At 30.2% G+C, this 16,565-nt stretch carries 12 protein-coding genes and 1 riboswitch; of the genes, 6 read left to right on the forward strand and 6 right to left on the reverse strand.

Annotated features, from left to right (window positions below; genetic code table 11):
- Window positions 1-88 precede the first annotated feature (88 nt).
- Window positions 89-197: riboswitch (SAM riboswitch) on the forward strand.
- A 167-nt stretch (window positions 198-364) separates the two neighbouring features.
- The 6 genes from I0K12_RS22055 to metF all read left to right on the forward strand — a co-directional run bounded on the left by I0K12_RS22055 (window position 365) and on the right by metF (window position 9,785).
- Window positions 365-1,309 carry an alpha/beta fold hydrolase gene (locus I0K12_RS22055; protein ID WP_231372820.1) on the forward strand — a complete coding sequence of 315 codons (945 nt, stop codon included), beginning with the start codon at window positions 365-367 and terminating at the stop codon, window positions 1,307-1,309.
- Window positions 1,310-1,319: 10 nt separating this feature from the next.
- A complete protein-coding gene (locus tag I0K12_RS20455) occupies window positions 1,320-3,722 on the forward strand; it encodes an aspartate kinase (RefSeq protein WP_231372821.1) in 2,403 nt (800 codons plus the stop codon).
- 261 nt (window positions 3,723-3,983) lie between these two features.
- Complete coding sequence (locus I0K12_RS20460) at window positions 3,984-5,150, forward strand: trans-sulfuration enzyme family protein (RefSeq protein WP_196890046.1); 1,167 nt, start codon at window positions 3,984-3,986, stop codon at window positions 5,148-5,150.
- Window positions 5,151-5,156: 6 nt separating this feature from the next.
- Window positions 5,157-6,167 (forward strand): homocysteine S-methyltransferase family protein, encoded by a 1,011-nt coding sequence (locus I0K12_RS20465; protein WP_196890047.1) that lies wholly within the window; start codon window positions 5,157-5,159, stop codon window positions 6,165-6,167.
- Window positions 6,148-8,832, forward strand: coding sequence for a methionine synthase (metH, locus tag I0K12_RS20470; RefSeq protein ID WP_231372822.1), 2,685 nt, complete (start codon window positions 6,148-6,150; stop codon window positions 8,830-8,832). The genes I0K12_RS20465 and metH overlap by 20 nt, the downstream gene beginning before the upstream one ends.
- A complete protein-coding gene (gene metF / locus I0K12_RS20475; RefSeq protein ID WP_196890049.1) occupies window positions 8,829-9,785 on the forward strand; it encodes a methylenetetrahydrofolate reductase [NAD(P)H] in 957 nt (318 codons plus the stop codon). The genes metH and metF overlap by 4 nt, the downstream gene beginning before the upstream one ends.
- 305 nt (window positions 9,786-10,090) lie before the next feature.
- Here metF and I0K12_RS20480 read toward each other — a convergent pair whose 3' ends face one another.
- From I0K12_RS20480 to I0K12_RS20505, 6 genes are all read right to left on the reverse strand, one after another.
- Complete coding sequence (locus I0K12_RS20480; protein WP_196890050.1) at window positions 10,091-11,014, reverse strand: hypothetical protein; 924 nt, start codon at window positions 11,012-11,014, stop codon at window positions 10,091-10,093.
- An 83-nt stretch (window positions 11,015-11,097) separates the two neighbouring features.
- Window positions 11,098-12,516 (reverse strand): serine hydrolase domain-containing protein, encoded by a 1,419-nt coding sequence (locus I0K12_RS20485; protein WP_196890051.1) that lies wholly within the window; start codon window positions 12,514-12,516, stop codon window positions 11,098-11,100.
- Window positions 12,517-12,582: 66 nt separating this feature from the next.
- The gene (locus I0K12_RS20490) at window positions 12,583-13,911 is read right to left on the reverse strand and encodes a hypothetical protein (RefSeq protein ID WP_196890052.1); all 1,329 of its coding nucleotides are present in this window, start codon (window positions 13,909-13,911) and stop codon (window positions 12,583-12,585) included.
- A 138-nt stretch (window positions 13,912-14,049) separates the two neighbouring features.
- Window positions 14,050-14,265 (reverse strand): hypothetical protein, encoded by a 216-nt coding sequence (locus tag I0K12_RS20495; RefSeq protein WP_196890053.1) that lies wholly within the window; start codon window positions 14,263-14,265, stop codon window positions 14,050-14,052.
- Between the two features lie 207 nt (window positions 14,266-14,472).
- The gene (locus I0K12_RS20500) at window positions 14,473-14,988 is read right to left on the reverse strand and encodes a hypothetical protein (protein WP_196890054.1); all 516 of its coding nucleotides are present in this window, start codon (window positions 14,986-14,988) and stop codon (window positions 14,473-14,475) included.
- Window positions 14,989-15,365: 377 nt separating this feature from the next.
- Window positions 15,366-16,553 (reverse strand): acetate/propionate family kinase, encoded by a 1,188-nt coding sequence (locus tag I0K12_RS20505; RefSeq protein WP_196890055.1) that lies wholly within the window; start codon window positions 16,551-16,553, stop codon window positions 15,366-15,368.
- Between the last annotated feature and the right edge of the window lie 12 nt (window positions 16,554-16,565).

Raw genomic sequence — 16,565 nt, forward strand, 5'->3', positions numbered from 1 at the left:
ATAAATTATTTTTTTTCAAAATTATGTTGGATTTTAAATTTTCTTACCATTACTTTGCAATCACAAAACCGTTCTTAAATTTATTTAGTTGTTATAAAGAAAGGTGGAGGGAATAGACCCTTTGAAACCTTAGCAACCCTTTGCAATTTTGCAGAGAAGGTGCTACATTCTACCAAATGTTTTTGGAAAGATAACACAGAGAAATTTCTTTAAAGTATAATTCAGATTATACACTTTTCTATTTGTTTTCACATTTTCTTTATTTTTTGATTTTAAATTTCACAGCTTTTCTGTGCGATAATTTTTTTGTATTTCTAAATCAAAATAACTTCTTCTAAATTTTTGAACTCCTTTTAAACACAAAATGGAGCAAAAATTAAAACATATCATTATTTCAAATTTCCAAACGGAAAAAGGATTTTCATATTCTAAAATTCCTCTGTCTTATCAGGTTTTTGGTCAAGAATTAGGAACTTCTCCAGTTATTCTTGTAAATCATGCTTTGACAGGTAATTCTGAAATCACTGGAAAAAATGGTTGGTGGAATCCAATTGTTGGAACCGAAAAATCAATTGATTTAAACAAATTTACAGTGCTTATTTTCAATATTCCTGGAAATGGTTTCGATCAATTTTATATTCCAAACTACAAAGATTTTACACTAAAAGACATTGCAAAACTATTCCAAAAAGGTTTAGAAGAACTGCAAATCGACGAACTTCATTCTATTATTGGAGGTTCGATTGGTGGAGCTTTGACTTGGGAATTAGCTTTTTCTTTTTCAAAAGTGAAAAATATTGTTTCAATTGCTTCAGATTGGAAAACTACAAATTGGTTAAAAGCAAATCTTCATATCCAAGAAATATTATTGGAATCTGACGAAAAGCCTTTGCAAAAAGCTAGAAAGCACGCCATGAATTTCTATAGAAATCCAGATTCTTACAAAGTGAAATTTGAAAATACTAAGAATGCTGAGGTTTTAGATTGGTTAGATTTTCATGGAGAAAAGCTTTCTGAAAGATTCGATTTACGAGCTTATAAATTAGTAAATCATCTTCTTGGAACAATTGAAGTTTTTCCAAATGAAAAGGAATTTATTTCTAAAGCAAAAGAACTAAACAGTTCAATTCATATCGTCGGAATCGATTCTGATTTGCTTTTTCCTGCTTCAGAAAATAGAGAAATTTTTCTAAACTTAAAATCAATTAAAGAAAATGTGTTTTATCACGAAATTTCATCTCCACATGGACACGATGCTTTTCTGATTGAACATGATCAAGTCGCAAACATCATTCAACAAATCCTATAAAACAAATCTAATGAAAGTCTTAAAGTTCGGCGGAAAATCGCTAGCAAACGGTAAAGGTTTACAAAATGTGATTCATACCATTAAAAATAAAATCAAAAATCAGGAAGAAATCGTTGTGGTGGTTTCTGCAAGAGGAAATACAACAGCAAAATTGGAAGAGATTTACGAAAAATCAGTTTCTAAACAATCCTATTCTAGAGAATTCAACGAGTTTGTAAATTATCAGTTAGAGCCTTTTCGTTCAAATCCATTCAAAGAAGAGTTTCTAGAATTGGGTAATTATTTAAAAGGAATTTATCTTTTAAATGAAAACAGCGAAAAACACAAAGATGCAATTTTAGGTTATGGTGAAATTATTTCTGCAAAAGCAATTGCTCTTTTGTTAAAAGAAGAAAATATCAGCGCCAATTTCGTAGATAGCAGAAAGCTGTTCGTTACAGATAATTCTTACGGAAATGCAAAGGTTCAGTTGGAAGAAAGTACAGAAAAAGTTACGAATTATTTCCAAGATTGGAATAAAAATACGATTCCTGTTGTTACGGGTTTTATAGCTTCTTCTACAGAAAATAAACCGACGACTCTTGGAAAAAATGGAAGTAATTATTCCGCAACTTTATTAGCAAATATTCTAAATGCGCAAGAAGTTGAAAATTACACACACATCGATGGAGTGTATTCTGCAAATCCTGAATTGGTTGCAAAAGCTACAAAAATCGGTATTTTGAATTATAAAGAAGCAAGTGTTTTAGCAAATTATGGTGCGACAATTTTACATCCAAAAACCATTAATCCACTAAAAGAAAAGCAAATTCCATTACGAATTTTAAACACATTCAACCAAGAATCGGAAGGAACTTTGATTCGTCATTTTTACAATGATTCGAAATTTAAAAGTATCAATTGCATCGAAAATGTTTCTCTTTTACAATTTTCTATCAAAGATTTTGAATCAAAATCTAAACTTGAATCTTTGGTTTTTCAGTTGTTTTTTGAACAAAACATTGAGATTTTCTTTTTAAATCAAACAACTTTAGATATCGGAATCGAAATTGTTTTGAATAATTCTCAGTTAGAAAAAGCAATTGAAACTTTAGAGTCTAATTTTGAATCGTATAACTTAAACATTGAAAACTCAAAAGAAGTTTGTGTTCTAACAACTGTTGGAGAAAAACTAGAAAATTTCCATAAAGCTTTAGAAAGTTTAGCACAACATCAAATTCAACCGCTTTTGATTAACAATACAATTTCTGGAAATAATATCTGTTTGGTAGTTGAAAAAAATGATAAAACAAAAGCGATTAATATTATTCATCAAAAATTATTTCATGTTGCCAAAAAGATAAATATTGCTGTTTTTGGTAAAGGAAATGTTGGAAAAGCATTGATTGATCAGTTGGTTGAAAACAAAAAATCTTGTCTGAAAAGAAGAAATTTAGAAATCAATATTTTCGCAATTCTGGATAGTAAAAATGCTATTTTAAATGAAGATTTATCTTTCAGAAATTGGCAAGAAAACTTTAATACAAACAAAAAAGAATATAAAGTGGCGGATGTAATTTCTTTTGCGAAAGAAAATCATCTGGAAAACCTAATTGCGATTGACAATACGGCAAACAAAGAATTCACAAAAAATTACCAATTATTAATCGAGAATGGTTTCCATATTGTAGCATCCAACAAAATCGCAAATACTTTATCTGTTCCGTTTTACAACGAAATTCGACAAAAACTGAAGAAATATAACAAGCATTTCTTGTATGAAACTAATGTTGGAGCTGGACTTCCACTAATTGATACTATTAAACTTTTACACGATTCTGGAGAAGATATTACTCGTATTCGAGGAATTTTTTCTGGTTCGTTGAGCTATATTTTTAATGAATTTTCAGAGAAAAATATTGCTTTTTCAGAAGTTTTAAACCAAGCAATTTTAAAAGGTTTTACAGAACCAGATGCTCGAGAAGATCTTTCAGGAAACGATGTTGCAAGGAAATTATTGATTTTAGCAAGAGAATTGGAGTTGGAAAAAGAATTTTCAGAAATTCAAATTAAAAATCTCTTACCAGAGACTTTTCAGCAACTTTCGATTCAAGAATTTTACAATCAATCGGAAGCTTTAAATCCGATTTTCGAAGAAATTAAACAAAACCAAAAAGAGAATCATGTGCTTCGATATGTTGGAGATTTACACGGAGATTTATCGAAAACCGAAACTGCAACTCTGAATGTTGATTTGGTTTCTGTTCCAAAAACTTCCGCTTTAGGAACGTTGAAAGGAGCCGATTCTATTTTCGAAATTTACACAAAATCCTATGGTGAAAATCCGATAATTATTCAAGGAGCAGGAGCAGGAGCAGAGGTTACCGCTCGTGGAGTTTTCGGAGATATTCTAAAATTATCAGAAAAAATCTAAAATAAAATCACGGAGATTGAGCGAAGTCGAAATCGGTTTTGCAATTAACAAAAGAAAATTTAATAACAAAAGTTTATTAAACCCAAACAAGAAAAATAACATCATAATCATATAATTTTTTTGGAGCTTCCACTACGTGTCGGGCTTTCCGCTATATCTTTTTTGCTAATTCAACTGGATGAAGAAAAGCAAAAAAGGATGCCGCTGCAATCCCTAAGCCGAACAAAAGGAAAAAGTTCTAAATATCTAAAAACAAGAAAAATGGCTGCAAATTTTGAAACAAAAGCAATTCGAACAGAAATAAATAAAAGTGAAAATAAAGAACACACAACACCCTTATACGTTACGTCTAGTTTCACTTTCGAAAATCCAGAACAAATGGCTGCTGCTTTCTCCGAAGAGATCGACAGAAATATTTATTCTAGATTTACAAATCCAAATAATACAGAGTTCATCCAAAAAATGTGCGCTCTAGAAAATGCGGAAGATGGTTATGCTTTTGCAACAGGAATGGCTGCGATTTTCAATACGTTCGCTGCGCTTTTGAATTCTGGAGATCATATTGTTTCTTGTAAAAGTGTTTTTGGTTCAACGCATAGTTTGTTCACTACTTTTTTACCAAAATGGAACATAGAAACTTCTTATTTCGGAACCACGGCAGATTCAGATGAAATCGAAAGTTTGATTCAAGAAAACACCAAAATCCTTTTTGTGGAAACTCCAACAAACCCAGGAGTAGAAGTAGTGGATTTAGAAAAACTGAATGCGATTGCGAAAAAACATAATCTGATCTTTATTGTAGACAATTGTTTTGCTACACCATATTTACAAAATCCAATCAATTTTGGAGCAGATTTGGTACTGCATTCTGCAACAAAACTTATTGATGGACAAGGAAGAGTACTTGGAGGAATTGTAGTTGGAAAAAAAGAATACATCAGAGAGATTTATCTTTTTGCAAGAAATACAGGAAGTTCACTTTCTCCATTCAACGCTTGGATTCTTTCTAAAAGTTTAGAAACACTAGCGCTTCGAGTAGAAAAACATTGTGAAAATGCACTGAAAATAGCAGAATATTTAGAAAAACATCCAAAGATAAAATCTGTAAAATATCCTTTTCTAAAATCTCATCCTCAATATGAAATTGCCAAAAAACAAATGCGAAAAGGAGGAAATATCATCGCTTTTGAACTAAAAGAAGGTTTGGAAGCTGGAAAGCAACTGTTGAAGCAATTAAAACTAGCTTCTTTAACCGCAAATCTTGGAGATACAAGAACAATTGTAACACATCCTGCTTCTACAACGCATAGCAAACTTTCTTCTGAGGAAAGAAATGCAGCAGGAATTGCAGATGGTTTGGTTCGTCTTTCAGTTGGTTTGGAGCATTATGAAGATGTAATAGAAGATTTAGAACAAGGATTAAATTAATCAAAAATGAGCACAATTTTAAACGACATAAAAAAACGAATTTTAGTTTTAGACGGAGCAATGGGAACGATGATCCAGCGCTATAATTTTTCAGAAGAAGATTATAGAGGAGAACGTTTTGCTGATTTTTCACATGATCTAAAGGGAAATAACGATTTACTTTCTTTGACGCAACCAGAAGCAATTCAAGAAATTCATGAGAAATATTTGGAATCTGGAGCAGACATCATTGAGACAAACACTTTTTCAAGCACAAGTATCGCCATGGAAGATTATCACATGGAAGATTTGGTGTATGAATTAAATTTTGAATCTGTACGAATTGCAAAAGCAGCAACTAAAAAATATTCTACAAAAGAAAAACCAAGATATGTTGCTGGTTCCATTGGACCTACAAACCGAACAGCGAGTTTGTCACCAGATGTGAGCAGACCAGCTTTCCGTGCGATTGATTTTGAAACTTTACGAAAATCATATAAAGAGCAAATCAATGCAATGGTAGATGCAGAAGTAGATATTTTGTTGGTGGAAACTATTTTTGATACGCTGAATGCAAAAGCAGCTTTGTTCGCTATTGAAGAAGTAAAGGAAGAAAGAAGTTTAAATATTCCAATTATGGTTTCCGGGACTATTACAGATAATTCAGGAAGAACACTTTCAGGGCAAACGGTGGAAGCTTTCTTGAACTCAATTTCTCATATTCCGCTTTTAAGTGTCGGATTTAATTGTGCTTTGGGTGCAAAACAATTGTTACCATTTTTAGAAAGACTTTCTGTAGAATCAAAGTTTCACACTTCTGCGCATCCGAATGCAGGTTTACCAAATGCTTTTGGAGAATATGACGAGACTGCTGCTGAAATGCAAGCGATTATTGAGCAATATTTACAAGAAAACCTTATAAATATTATCGGAGGATGTTGTGGAACTACGCCAGAGCATATTAGAGCTATCGCAGATATTGCTGCGAAATATGAACCTAGAAAAATTCAGAAAGACTATGAGTACGCAAACAAATAGATATTTAAAATTATCTGGTTTAGAAGTTTTAAATGTTCGTCCAGAATCTAATTTTATCAATATCGGAGAGAGAACAAATGTGACAGGTTCTAGAAAATTTTTTCGCTTGATAAAAGAAGAAAATTATGAGGAAGCATTGGAAATTGCAAGAGATCAGGTGGAAAATGGAGCGCAAATCATCGATATCAATATGGATGAAGGAATGCTGGATGGAAAAAAAGAAATGGTTCATTTTCTGAATTTAATTGCGTCTGAGCCAGATATTGCAAGAGTTCCTGTGATGATTGATAGTTCAAAATGGGAAATTATCGAAGCAGGTTTACAGGTGATTCAAGGAAAAGGAGTTGTAAATTCGATTAGTTTAAAAGAAGGAGAAGAAGCTTTCATACAGCAGGCGAAAACTATTTTGCGTTACGGAGCAGCTGTTGTGGTAATGGCTTTTGATGAGGTTGGACAAGCAGATACTTATGATCGTAGAATTGAAATTTGTGAACGTTCGTATAAAGTTTTAGTTCAAAAAGTAGGCTTTCCACCAGAAGATATCATTTTTGATCCAAATATTTTCCCTGTTGCTACAGGAATCAAAGAACATGAAACAAATGCAATAGATTTTTTTAGAGCTACAAAATGGATTCGTGAAAATTTACCTTATGCAAATGTTTCTGGAGGTGTAAGTAATGTTTCTTTTTCTTTTCGAGGAAATAATACGATTCGAGAAGCAATGCATTCTGTCTTTTTATATCATGGGATTCAACATGGATTGAATCTAGGTATTGTAAATCCATCTTTATTGGAAATCTATGATAGTATACCGAAAAATCTTTTAGAGCTTGTAGAAGACGTTATTTTAAATAGAAGAGAAGATGCTACGGAAAGACTTTTAGCTTTTGCAGAAGAAATCAAAAATGATGGGAATCATAAGCAAAAGAAAAAAACACAAGATCTGTCTTGGAGAAGAGAAGAATTGCAATCTAGAATTAATCATGCTTTGGTAAAAGGAATTGACAGTTTTATCATCGAAGATGTAGAAGAAGCAAGATTATTAGCAGAAAAGCCTTTGACAGTTATTGAAGGAAATCTGATGGAAGGAATGGGAATCGTAGGAGATTTGTTTGGTTCTGGAAAAATGTTTTTACCGCAAGTTGTGAAGTCTGCTCGTGTGATGAAAAAAGCAGTTGCTTATTTACAACCATTTATTGAAGAAGATAAAGATTCTTCAGTAAAATCAGCAGGAAAAATTGTGATGGCAACAGTGAAAGGAGATGTACATGATATTGGAAAAAATATTGTAAGTGTAGTTTTAGGTTGTAATAATTATGAAATTATAGATTTAGGAGTGATGGTTCCTCCAGAAAAAATTGTGGAAACTGTTCAAAAAGAACAACCAGATATTTTAGGTTTAAGTGGTTTGATTACACCTTCTTTAGATGAAATGATCACTGTTTCAAAAGCACTGAAAAAAGAAAAAATTTCAGTACCAATTTTGATAGGAGGAGCGACAACTTCGAAAGCGCATACCGCAGTGAAAATTGATCCAGAATATGATGCTGTGGTTCATGTAAATGATGCATCAAAAGCAGTGACAGTTGTCGGTAATTTATTGAAAAATAATAGAGAAGATTATAAAAAAACGATTAAGTCTGATTATCAAGTTTTTAGAGAAAAATTTCTTACAAGGACGAAAAAGAAGCAATATGTTGATTATCAGAAATCTACAGAAAATAGGTTAAATTTAAATTGGGGTAAAACTTTAATTAAAAAACCTCAAAACATTGATAATCAAATAATTGAAGGTTTTAATTTAAAGTATTTAATTAACTACATTGATTGGACTCCTTTCTTTAAAACTTGGAATTTATTTGGAAAATTTCCAGCTATTTTAGAAGATGAAGTTGTGGGAGAAGAAGCTACAAAATTATACGAAGATGCTTTAGATTTTATCGAAATGATATTGGATGAAAACTTGTTAAAAGCAAAAGCTGTTTTTCAAATTTTTAAAGCAAATTCTGTTGGAGATACCATTGAAATTTATGATGAAAAAAATGAGTATTTAGATCGATTTATTACACTTCGTCAACAAGGAAAAAAATCAGAAGGAAAACCAAATCTTTCTTTGTCAGATTTTATTGCTCCAAAAGAAACTGGATTGGAAGATTATATCGGATGTTTTTGTGTGACAACAGGATTTGGAACTGAGGAATTAGTGAAAAAGTTTGAAGAAGAAAATGACGATTATTCGATTATCATGGTAAAAGCTTTAGCAGATCGATTTGCTGAAGCATTTGCTGAATATCTTCATGAGCAAGTTCGAAAAGATTATTGGGGATATGCGAAAGAAGAAACTTTTTCAAATGATGAATTGATAAAAGAAAAATATAAAGGAATTCGTCCTGCACCAGGTTATCCAGCTTGTCCAGATCATTTGGAGAAAAAAACGATTTGGAAATTATTGAATGTGGAAGGAGTAATTGGAGTAAAACTAACCGAAAATCTTGCGATGTGGCCAGCAGCGAGTGTAAGTGGTTATTATTTCGCAAATGAAAATGCTCGCTATTTTGGTTTAGGAAAAATTAAAGAAGATCAATTGAAAGTGTATGCAGAGAAAAGAAATATTTCTGTCGAAGAGGCAGCAAAATGGTTAGCACCAAATCTAGAATTATCATGAAAGTAATTGAACATATAAATAAAAATAAAAACGGAACTCTTTTCTCTTTTGAGATTTTACCACCATTGAAAGGACAAAATATTCAATCGATATTTTCCAATTTAGAACCTTTGATGGAGTTTAATCCATCTTTTATAGATGTAACTTACCACAGAGAAGAATATTTGTTTAAACAAGCTGAAAATGGCTTGTATAAGAAAGAAATCATTCGAAAGCGACCTGGAACAGTTGGAATTTGTGCTGCAATTCAAAATCGTTTTGATGTGGATGCTGTTCCGCATATTCTTTGTGGGGGTTTCACAAAAGAAGAAACCGAGAACTTTTTGATTGATTTAGATTTTTTAGAGATCGATAATGTTGTTGCACTTCGTGGAGATGCGATAAAATCTGAGATTTATTTTGAAGCTGAAAAAGAAGGAAATCAGTTTGCTTCAGAATTAGTTTCTCAAATTCAAGATTTGAATCAGGGGAAATACTTGAATGCGAATATTGAAAACTGTGCAGAAACGGATTTTTGTATTGGAGTTGCTGGTTATCCTGAAAAGCATATGGAAGCTCCAAGTTTGGATGTAGATATTCAGTTTTTGAAACAAAAGATTGAAAATGGTGCAGATTATATCATTACACAAATGTTTTTTGATAATCAGAAATATTTTGATTTTGTTGAAAAATGTAGAGATCATGATATACATGTGCCGATTATTCCAGGTTTGAAGCCAATTGCAACAAAACGCCAGTTGAATTTATTACCGCATCGATTTAGTGTGGATTTGCCAGAAACTTTAATTGATGAGGTTTTGAAATGTAAATCAAATAAAGAAGTTGCGGAAGTAGGAGTGCAGTGGTGTATTGAGCAAAGCAAAGAATTGAAAAATAAAAATGTTCCTGTTTTGCATTATTATTCAATGGGAAATGGGAAGAATATTAGAAAGATAGTGAATGAGATTTTTTGATTTAAAATAGAACATGATTAGATAAGTTTATATTTTCCCCGTTGATTTTTTTGGCTTAGGGATAGTAGCGGCATCCTTTTTTGGTTTTTTGAAACCGAAAAAGATATAGCGGATAGCCCGACCGTAGGGAAGCCCCTAAAATTTAATGGACATTAGTGTTGTGAAAAACTCCTCAATTTCTGAGGAGTTTTTTTATTTTAAGAATTAAAGATTTTTTTAATATTTGTGTAGTAATTCATGATCACACAAATACTAGAAACAATGGGCACACTTTATAAAAGTGCGCCAGATTTTCATTATATGTTTTAAACACAACCGCATCCTAATAAATCTAGGCCGATATCCCAAAGGAAAGTCATTTTGTTATCATCGCTGATGTAAACCAAAACTCGGGTTGGGTATTCCAATTGATTGTTGATTGGAAATGAATCTGCATAAGCAAAATATAAGTTTTTGTAACCTTTTAATTTTGCAAAAGTCTTTAATTGATCATCGTTTGATGGGCAATCGTAGCAGTTTTTCATAAAGTTTTCATGAAGAATAGCATCAATTTCTGGATAATTTTGATATTCTAAATCTAACTTAAACGGAGAACCGAAAACAACATTTTTGTCGGGATTATCCGTTGGTTCGTATGAATATTCATAATATTGAAGACATCTACTTTTTCCGAAACCAAAATCTTTAATTGTTTTAGTTTCTCTACCTTTTTCTGAGTAAGTGTAAATAGTTGGTTTCTTTTTATTCTTGAAAATTGAATCTAAATATTCTGGGTAATAAACCAGGTTAATCTCTTTTTCAATTGGAATTTCTGTAATATGTTTTACGATTTTATTTTTTTCAGAATTATTGGCATGATGTGAAACAATTCCAACATCATCTTTAAAAAGACGGTAAATAGGGAAAAGATGTTTATCATAATTGTTTTTCTTCATTTCAATTTTCCAATCCGAATCTAAATAAGATTTTAGGAATTTATTATTTAATTCATTTCCTTGGTTTTCCTTATAAATTTTCTGAATAAGAACCTTTTTTTCTTTTTCCATCGGGCTGATTTGTTTCCAATATTTCGCACAACCTTTGATGTTAAAAGTAGAGTCTAAAGAATTTGTTTCTTGCGTTATTTCTTTCTTTTTTTCAGAAGTATTTTTTTTTGCTTTTGAATTTTCAGTCATATCACAAGAAATAAAAATTGTGATAATCGAAAAAGTAAATATTTTTTTTAGCATTGATTTGTTAGTTTGATTTTAACTGAGCATCTAAAATTAAAAATATTCTAAATAATTTGAATGAATTTTAAATAAAAAAACAATTAATCTTTTTCTTTTAACATTGAATTGATATAATTATTCTCAGGATATTCTTTTTGAACTATTTTATAAAATGGAATTGCTTTTTTTATTTCATTGTTTTCTTTGTAGAATTCTGCAATTTCAAAGGTTAGATTTATATCATTTGGAAATAATTTATGATCAAAAAGATAGATTTTTTCAGCTTTCTCTGTCAATCCAGACCAACTTAATTGTTTTGCTAAATCACTGATTAATTCTGGATGTTTAGAATATTTGTCTTTGTTTTTTTCAAAATTTTCAATTGCAACATCGAGATTATCTTCATAAACAGCCTTGTTTAAAGCTAAGAAGAATGGTGTTTTTTCTTTTGGTTTTCCTAAAAATATAATTTTCGAAATACTTTCAATAATGTATTTTTTTGCTTCATAACCTATACCGTTATTTGCTAGTAAAATGATTGTAAGATTCTCTTCTGGAAAACGATAAAGCATTGTGCTATAACCTTCGATTTGGCCATCATAATTGATGTTTTTCAAAACTTCATTTCCAAATTTAAATTCCTCTACATTCCAGCCATTTCTATATTTTGGGTTAAAAAGAATCTTTTTAGAAGTTTTGTTTAAATAATTGTCAGAATAAAAAAGTTGCTCAAATTTTAATAAATCTTCTGCTGTAGAATAAATATTTCCTGCACCATTGAATAGGAAATAATTGATGTAATTTTGATTTCGATATCCTCCATTTTTTGAAAAACGATATCCTGAAGCTAGATTTTTTACAATTTTATCATAATGATAAACTCCCGTATTTTCCATTTTTAAAGGGAAAAAAAGATGTTTGTCGATTGCTTTTTCAAAAGGAAGATTCGTGACTTTTTCGATAATTAAGCTTAATAAAAAATAATTGGAATTCGAATAATGATAACTTTCACCTGGTTCAAAAAATAAATCTAATTTTTCGATTTCTTTTAAAAATTCTTCTTTGGAAAAGTATTTATTAAAATTTCCTTTAATCCAACCGTCTAATAAAAAGTAATTTGGAATTCCTGAAGTATTACTGATCAGATGATGAATCGTTATGTTTTTATATTTTTCAGCAGAAAATTCTGGGAAATATTTTAAAATAGGGTCTTCAAGGTTTAGTTTTTTTTCTTGAGCAAGTTTTACAACTAGAGTAGAAGTCATGGATTTAGAAATAGAACCAATCACAAATTTTGTATTGTTTTCCATTTTAATATTCCAATCTCTATTCGCAATTCCATAAGATTCTTGAAAAAAAGATTCTCCTTTTGAAGCAATTAAAACAGTTCCAGAAAAAGCTTCATTTTCAGAGAATTCTGTCAATAATTTTTTGATATGATATATCTTGTCAATTTCTGGATTTTGAGAATAGAGAATTTTTGTACAAATAAAAAGTACAATTAGAAGTGTTTTTTTCATGGGTTATTTATTTTGAATTCAAAATAAAGACTCAGAAAAATCTAAAACCGAACAGAAAATTAAAAATTATTCAAGTTCATAACCTGCTAATCCAAGATAAATTTCATCAGCACTAGTTTTTCCGATGGAACTTGGAATTTCATAAGGAGAATCTGCTAATTCAGTTAAAACTCCATTTGCACTTAAATAGAAAATAGAAATTTTATGTTCATTTATTGCAGAAATAACATAAACATAATTTCCTAAATTAATCAAATCTTTGAATTCATCTGGTTCTAAACCTTTTGCTTCGACTCTTCCATTTTCGATTTCAGAAATTGCATCATCTTCCCCGATATTATACGAAATAATTGCATTTTCTCCGAAGTTTACAGCAAAAAAAGTTTTTTTGTCTAAACTGATATTTGACCAACAAGTTCCAGGTTCGAATCCAGTTCCAGCTCTGAAGTTTTCTGAAATTTCATAAGTAGAAGTATTTAAACTATACACATCATGATCAATTTTTTCTTCAATTAAATTAAAGCTAGCAGCATAAGATCTAGTTCCATTTGGAGACCAAACAGCAGCTGTAGTTCCACTAATTCCATCTTGGAAGAAAGAATGTGCTAAAGTTGAATTTCCATTGTTGAAATCGTAAAAATTCACATAACTTGGTTTTATAATATCTGGGTTTGGAAAAGGAACACTGAAATGATAAATACCTAAAGTCGAAACCGAAAGACGATCACCGTTTTGGTTGAAATCGACACTTGAAATTCCTCCAATATTTGCATCAAAATACGAATCGATAATAGTTTCAAAAGTTAAAATTCCAGTATTTTTATTTAGAGAAAAAAGAACAACACTTCTTTTGTCAGAATTAATAAATTCTCCGCTTGGAGTTTCGCTTTCTCCAGCAAAACCGTATGTAGAATGTTGATTTCCGACTACAACCCAGGTTTTTCCGTTTTGTTCTGTGATAGCTAAAGTAACTGGGCGAATCCCTTGGCTATCGATATTAAAAGTAGATTCGTTTTCAGGAGTTTGATCAATTAAAGTTAAATTTCCTGTAGGTTTATCGATTTTAAAAACAGAAATAGAACCATTTTCTGGATTTTTTCCGGCATTTACAACTAAAAGAAAATCGTCAACAATTCGAATAGAAAACTGCGCATCAAAATCACCTTCGATATTTGCCCCAATATCTTTTGTGAAAAAAGGAGAGTTTTCTAATTCTTCGACAGTTCCATCATCAAATTGTTTGAAACCTAAAACTGCATTTTCACCAACAGGATTTGTTGAAGTATATAAAAAACCAGTAATTTTCTTCTCAGGAGTAATGTAGTCTCCATTATCATCATTTTTACAAGAAATAAATGTTAGAATTAAAACAGCGAAAAATATTTTTTTAAACATAACAGAATTCTAATTTTGAGTTCTATTAAATTTACCACTTTATTTTCAAAACTTGGTTAGCTAGATCTTTAATAAGAAAAATCACAACAAATTGTCTTATGTTGTGATTTTGAAATTAGAATTGACCAGAAATAAATTTTAATTATTTTCTTTATTTTGAATGGCTTTCTTATTGATTTTGTCGAAGAAAAATGTAAATGTAAAACCAAAAAACATCCAAAAAGAGAAACTTTTCCACAGTTCAGTTTTTATAATCTCTTTACCTTCTGCATAAGGAAAAAGAACATCAAGTGATAAAAACATAAAAGTTCCACAAAAAAGTCCCCCAAGAATCCAAAAGTATTTTTTTATCATAAATGATTTTATTAATAGTTCAAAAGTAATTATTCTATGGGTTTTTTATACTATCCGTATGGGTAGTATTTTTGAGTTAAGAAAAGAGTAGGAGTTGGGTGTAAAATAAAAAAGGTAATGAAATTTAATTTTCATTACCTCTAATTTATATTTTATTATAAAAATCTTTAATGATTATTTAGGAATAGTCATATGTTAAAATTGGTTTTAAACCATCATCATACTTACCTCATTTTTAAGGAAAGCTAAACCAGTAGTTGTCGGAGATTCTCCTTCAATCATAAGTTTTAGAACTTCTTCTCTCAACTGTTGTGCATTTTTTACTTCAACGTTTGCAGTTGCTTTCTTTAATAAATGAATAGTTGTATTTTTTGTAGTTAAAATAGCATTCCAACATTCTTTGGTTAAATAGATTTGTTGGGTTAAGTTATGTTCGAATTCCTGCTCAATATTTTGAACTAACAAGTTAAGGTAATCTTCTTTTTTCTCGCTTATAGGCTGAATTCTCATCACAATCTTATTCGGACTTATTCTCTCAAGAAAAAGAGTCATTCGTTCGTAAGCTTGTAGTCTTAATGGCAAAGCGGTATTTTGTCCTTCTTGTAAAAGTTCAAACTTCCTTCTTTTTTCGTCGTTTTTTAAAAAACTAGCCATAATATAATATGAAGCACCAGCAGTAACAATGGCAGGCACAGTATATCCAATAATATCAATTACTTCCATTAATAAAAGTATGTTTGTTTAATTTTTTAGTCAGAAAATATGTTTACAATTCCAAATTTATTATAAATAAATTAGAATTTACTAATATAACATTTAATTTTTTTAATAAAAGAAATATGTAATAAAAGTGAGATTTGGTAAAAAATAAAAGAGATAGATTTAAGTGATTCTATCTCTTTTATTTATGTTTTTTATGAAGATAATTTTAAGAGCTTGTTTAAATTTATATCAAAACAGTTTAAACGCTTCTTAAAAGCTCTTTTTTGTATTTTTTCTCCTCCATAGCGATGCTATGCACTCCAAAAAATACTTCAAAATAGCATTTTAATAAACTATAAAATAAATTCTGATACAATTTTAAACAAGCTCTAAGAAAATTACGATTCAATCAATTCATAAGATTGTTTCGCTATTTCGATTTCTTCATTTGTAGGAATTACTAAAATATCTACTTTTGAGTTTTCAGTATTAATTTTTCTATTTTCTTTAGAACGAATTTCGTTTATCTCAGTGTTTAATTCAATTCCAAGATATTCCATATCTGTACAAACTAATTTACGGATTACATCAGAATTTTCTCCAATTCCAGCAGTAAATACAATTGCATCTAAACCATTCATGATTACTGCATAAGAACCAATATATTTTTTGATTCTATAAGCATTCATTTCAAGAGCTAATTGGCATTCTTCGTTTCCATTTTCAGCATTTGCTTCAATATCTCTCAAATCGCTAAATCCAGTTAAACCAAGCATTCCACTTTCTTTTTGTAAAATAGTATTTACTTTTTTTAAAGAAATTCCAAGTTTTTCAACCAAATAGAAAATCACAGATTGATCTACATCTCCAGATCTAGTTCCCATAATTAATCCATTCATCGGACCAAAACCAAGTGTAGTATCCATACTTTTTCCATCTTTTATAGCTGTCATACTACAACCATTTCCAAGGTGAATTGTGATGATTTTAGAATTTTCTTTTCCTAACATCTCAATTGCTTTCTCAGAAACATATTTATGACTTGTTCCATGGAAACCATAAGAACGAATTTGTTCTTCTTCTAAGAATTTATTTGGAATTGCATATTTATAAGCTTCTGTCGGCATAGTTTGATGAAAAGCCGTATCGAAAACTGCAATTTGAATTGCTGTATCAAATAATTCTGAAGCAACTTCAATTCCTTGGTAATTTGCTGGATTGTGAAGTGGCGCTAAAGAAAATAATTCTTTGATTTTTGCTTTTACTTCTTCATCAATAATTGTTGTTTTAGAAAAAGTACTTCCTCCATGAACAACTCTATGTCCAACTGCTCGAATATCATTTTTACTCTTAATTACACCAACTTTTTCATCTAAAAGAAAGCTTGTAATTTTTTCTAAACCAACTTTATGATTTTCAATAAAAAGCGTTTCAGAAATAGAGTTATTATCTGTTTTATAATGAACTTGTGAGTCTGCTATTCCAATTCTTTCCACCATTCCAGAACAAATTACTGTTTCGGCTGGCATTTGAATTAATTGGTATTTAATAGAAGAACTTCCACTATTTATAATTAATATATTCATATCGAGTGATTC

Source organism: Aureivirga sp. CE67, assembly GCF_015767245.1.
In the GTDB taxonomy this organism is placed as follows: domain Bacteria; phylum Bacteroidota; class Bacteroidia; order Flavobacteriales; family Flavobacteriaceae; genus Aureivirga.